The sequence below is a fragment of the Pelotomaculum propionicicum genome (assembly GCF_004369225.1).
GTDB lineage: Bacteria > Bacillota > Desulfotomaculia > Desulfotomaculales > Pelotomaculaceae > Pelotomaculum_B > Pelotomaculum_B propionicicum.
Window position 1 is genome coordinate 1 of sequence record NZ_QFFZ01000096.1, and the last position, 4,186, is coordinate 4,186.

Genomic DNA, 4,186 nt, shown 5'->3' on the forward strand with positions numbered 1-4,186 from the left:
TACTTGATTTTATTGGCTTCGGTACCCGTAATTTAAGGGAACCGGTTCCCAAACTACCATCCATCATCCATATAGTTCCTTAACTGGAATTATGGCTGTTCGGTGGTCCTAAATCTATTATACGAGGGGTTTTAAAATGATTACCATATTTTTGCCAAAGAGAAAAATTTACTGTGCAGTTTTTCTTTTCAGCGCCCTTTTACTCATATCCGGCATTCTTATTATAACTTTGGGAAAGCAGGAAAAAGTTGCTTTGGCGACTGTTTACCAGGGGAGCGACAAGGAAAAAAAGATTTCTCTCACTTTCAATGTGGTCTGGGGAGAGGAATTTATCCCACCCATCATTGAGTGTTTGAAAGAGTACAATGTAACAGCGACCTTTTTTCTGGGCGGCCAGTGGGCGGATGATTTTCCGCAATTGGCCGGTCAAATTGCCGCGGGCAACGAGGTAGGCAACCATGGCTATGCCCACCTGCACCAGGAGAGATTATCTAAGGAGGACAATATTACAGAGATTAAAAAAGCAGAAACTTCTATCTTTAAGGCGACGGGCATTAAGACCAATCTTTTCGCGCCTCCTTACGGTGAACAGGGGGAAATTATAAAAAAATCTGCTGTGGAGGCGGGGTATACTACCATCTTCTGGAGTATTGACACTATTGACTGGCAGCGGCCGGACCCTTCTGTGATTGTAAGCAGAGTGCTTGATAAGGCGCAAAACGGGGCCATTGTGCTAATGCATCCTACCGCCCCCACTGTCCAGGCCCTGCCGCAGATTATTAAGGAACTAAAAAGGCAGGGTTATGATCTAGTTAAGGTATCAGTACTTCTGCAAGGGCTCAAAGAAGAAGGAGGCAGTGAAACAGGGAGTCAGAATTCAGAATACAGAATTCGGGAGAAAGAATAAAAAAATATTAAAAAACCAGTTTTATTTTGGCTACAGTATTCTGACTTCTGTATTCTATTCTTTTTAAATATTTAATGATAGAAATGGGAAACCTTGTAGTTGGGAAAAGGAGTGTTATAAAACCAATGAACAGGGTTTCCGGATATAGATATTGTTTGCTGTCTTTTCTTGTTATTTACATAATTTTTTTGTACAAGCCCGTGGCAGGCGCGTCAGAAACAAGCTGCCCCAGCGCACCAACTGTAACCGCTGAAGCGGCGGTATTGCTGGAGGCACGCACCGGCCAGGTGCTTTTTGATAAGAATGCCGGGCAGGTCAAGGCGCCGGCCAGTACAACCAAGATTATGACAGCTCTTTTAGCCATCGAGTGCGGGGATTTGGACCGGGTAGTTACAGTCAGCCCTGCGGCAGCTTCCGTCGGAGAAGCCAGCCTTGATCTTAGGGCTGGGGAAAAGCTTAAGCTTGAAGAGCTGGTTTACGGCGCAATGCTCGAGTCAGGCAACGACGCCTGCGTGGCAATAGCTGAGCACCTGGCTGGATCCGAGTCAAATTTTATCCTTTTAATGAATCAAAAAGCCAGGATGATTGGAGCTGAAAATACCAGTTTCAAAAACACCAACGGTTTGCCGGCGACCGGGCATTATACCACAGCCAGGGACTTGGCGCTGATTGCACAATACGCCTTAAGAAATCCGGTCTTTCAAAAAATTGTGAGTACAAAGAGTAAAATCATCGGAAGTAATGAAAGTATAAGGTACTTGAATAATACAAACCGCCTGTTGTGGAGCTATGACTGGACTGACGGCATTAAAACCGGTACGACGCAGGAGGCCGGCAACTGCCTTGTATCTTCCGGCACCAGGAACGGCAGGCAGTTGATCAGTGTTGTTTTACGCAGTGATAACCGCTGGAGGGACTCTATCAAACTGCTGGAGTATGGATTTAACTGTTTTGAACTAAAAGAAGTTGTCACTGAGGGAGAGGAATTTGGGTTTATTGATGTGGATGATGGTGTGGAGCAAAATATAAAAGCTGTTGCTCAGTCAGCATTTGAGATAGCTGTACCGAGAGAGAGTCCCGGATTGTTGGAGAAGGAAATTATTCTGGAAAAAAGCCTTATTGCTCCTGTTTGTAAGTCACAGCTTGTAGGGCAGGTCAATATTCTGCTTAACGGGAGGTCAGTCGGAATGGTCAGACTGGCAGCGGGTGGGGATAATAAAAGACAGCCGCCGTATAAGCTTTTTTTCCGAGAAATCTTAAAGTATAAAGGATAAAATTAAAACTTCACGAATATTTTGGAGTATTGCACTTTAAGGAGGTTACCTATAAAATGTTTAACCTGGTTACCCTTGACAATAATGTACAGATTCTTACTGAAAAGATGCCGCATGTTCGCTCGGTCTCGTTAGGTTTCTTCATAGATACGGGTTCCCGCTATGAAGTGCCGGAAATAAACGGTGTTTCACATTTTATTGAACACATGCTTTTTAAAGGGACCAAACAGCGTACTGCTAAAGATATTGCCGAGGAATTGGACGCTGTGGGCGGACAGTTGAACGCGTTTACCACAAAGGAATTTACCTGCTATTATGCCAGGGTTCTGGACGAACATTTTGATTTAGCGTTGGACCTCCTGAGTGATATGTTTTTTAATTCCAAATTTGAAGCGCAGGATATAGACAGGGAAAGAAATGTTATTATTGAAGAAATAAAGATGTATGAAGACACCCCGGATGAACTTGTACATGATATTTTTGCCAGCTCGATCTGGAGCGGGCACGCCCTTGGGCAGCCGATCATAGGTACGGCTGATGTGATATCCAATCTTTCCAGGGAAAAGCTGATTGATTATTACAATACTCATTATACCCCCGGCAAATTAATTATTGCCGCAGCCGGGAATATAGACCACGATATTGTTACAAATAAAATCCGCTCTGTGTTTGAAAAAAGTGAAGGCGCCGGGCAGGCAAGGATTATGACTGTCCCTGAGCCGAAGCGGGATGTGGTTTGTAGGAGCAAAGAAACTGAACAGGTTCACCTCTGTGTGGGGACACCTGGCTTATGTCTGGACCATGAAAAGATATACGTTATGCAGGTGCTGAATACAATCCTTGGCGGAGGGCTCAGTTCCAGGCTGTTCCAGGAGATAAGGGAGCAGAGGGGCCTGGTTTATTCCGTGTATTCGTACCACAGCTCATATCATGACACCGGGCTTTTTTGCATATACGCCGGTCTCAGCAAGCAAAACGTTGACCAGGCGCTGTCTCTGATCTTTAAACAGGTAAAGGATATCAGGCAAAGCGGTGTTAAAGATGAAGAACTGCAAAGAGCCAAAGAACAGTTAAAGGGCGGACTTCTGCTGAGCCTTGAGAATGTGAACACAAGAATGAGCAGGCTAGGCAAGTCACAGCTCTACCTGGGGAAAGTTGTGTCGCCTGAAGACATAGTCCAAAAAGTCAACAGGGTCACAGTTACCCAGATCCAGGAATTGGCAAGAGATATGATGAGCCCGGAAAGTTTCACCCTGGCCACTATTGGCCCCTGGGAGAATTGCGGCAGTTTTGAAAGTATGCTGGATGATTTGCGCAACAGATAAGAATTTTGTATTTGGAGTAAGCTATGGATTTTATGATAAAAGTCAAGGTAAAAAGAGTCACAGAGAAACTGGACACACAATTTCCTATGCCTCGTTATGCCACAGAGGGTTCCGCAGGGCTTGATCTGCCGGCTTGTCTTGAGGCTCCTATGGTGGTGCCGCCGCAGTCCAGGGTAAAAGTTCCTACCGGCCTGGCCATAGAAATACCTGACAGACATATTGCCGGCCTTGTTTTTCCCAGAAGCGGGCTGGCCACCAAACACGGGATTTCGCTGGCTAACGCCGTGGGCGTGATTGACAGTGACTATAAAGGGGAAATATTTGTAGCGGTTTTTAACCAGAGCAATCAGGAATATGTAATCAAACCAGGTGAACGAATTGCTCAACTAGTGTTTGTACCTGTTTTCAAAGCCGCCCTGGAAGAAGCGGACAGCCTTGAGGATACCGAAAGGGGAGCGGGAGGCTTCGGCTCCACAGGCAAAATCTAAACACAACTAGCAAACGGGGACGGTTCGAAAGCGCCGGGATAAACCGGCATAGAGTAGGGGATGAGAGAGCCCTACGTGGAAGGTGAAGCTGCACCACCACGGCCCCGAGTCATGCGCGGGTGGTCGTGAGGCCGCACGTGAAGCGTTGACAGGGGGAAACGCAGGCCAGCCATTGAGCTCCGAAATCACCCT

4 protein-coding genes are annotated in these 4,186 nt (G+C 46.1%); all 4 read left to right on the forward strand.

The window, feature by feature from the left end; all coding sequences use genetic code 11:
* The first annotated feature begins 136 nt into the window (after positions 1–136).
* The 4 genes from Pmgp_RS18790 to dut all read left to right on the forward strand — a co-directional run bounded on the left by Pmgp_RS18790 (position 137) and on the right by dut (position 3,994).
* The gene (locus tag Pmgp_RS18790) at positions 137–907 is read left to right on the forward strand and encodes a polysaccharide deacetylase family protein (RefSeq protein ID WP_134216152.1); all 771 of its coding nucleotides are present in this window, start codon (positions 137–139) and stop codon (positions 905–907) included.
* Positions 908–1,032: 125 nt separating this feature from the next.
* Positions 1,033–2,181: a D-alanyl-D-alanine carboxypeptidase family protein gene (locus tag Pmgp_RS18795; protein ID WP_134216154.1), complete on the forward strand. Its 1,149-nt coding sequence runs from the start codon at positions 1,033–1,035 to the stop codon at positions 2,179–2,181.
* Between the two features lie 56 nt (positions 2,182–2,237).
* Positions 2,238–3,506, forward strand: coding sequence for a M16 family metallopeptidase (locus tag Pmgp_RS18800; protein ID WP_134216155.1), 1,269 nt, complete (start codon positions 2,238–2,240; stop codon positions 3,504–3,506).
* A 32-nt stretch (positions 3,507–3,538) separates the two neighbouring features.
* Positions 3,539–3,994 (forward strand): dUTP diphosphatase, encoded by a 456-nt coding sequence (gene dut, locus Pmgp_RS18805; protein ID WP_134216156.1) that lies wholly within the window; start codon positions 3,539–3,541, stop codon positions 3,992–3,994.
* Positions 3,995–4,186 lie beyond the last annotated feature (192 nt).

What these genes read in the sequence shown, in the direction of transcription:
- Pmgp_RS18790 (WP_134216152.1), top strand. Translation starts at nt 137, where the DNA reads ATGATTACCATATTTTTGCCAAAGAGAAAAATTTACTGTGCAGTTTTT.
- Pmgp_RS18795 (WP_134216154.1), top strand. Translation starts at nt 1,033, where the DNA reads ATGAACAGGGTTTCCGGATATAGATATTGTTTGCTGTCTTTTCTTGTT.
- dut (WP_134216156.1), top strand. Translation starts at nt 3,539, where the DNA reads ATGATAAAAGTCAAGGTAAAAAGAGTCACAGAGAAACTGGACACACAA.
- Pmgp_RS18800 (WP_134216155.1), top strand. Translation starts at nt 2,238, where the DNA reads ATGTTTAACCTGGTTACCCTTGACAATAATGTACAGATTCTTACTGAA.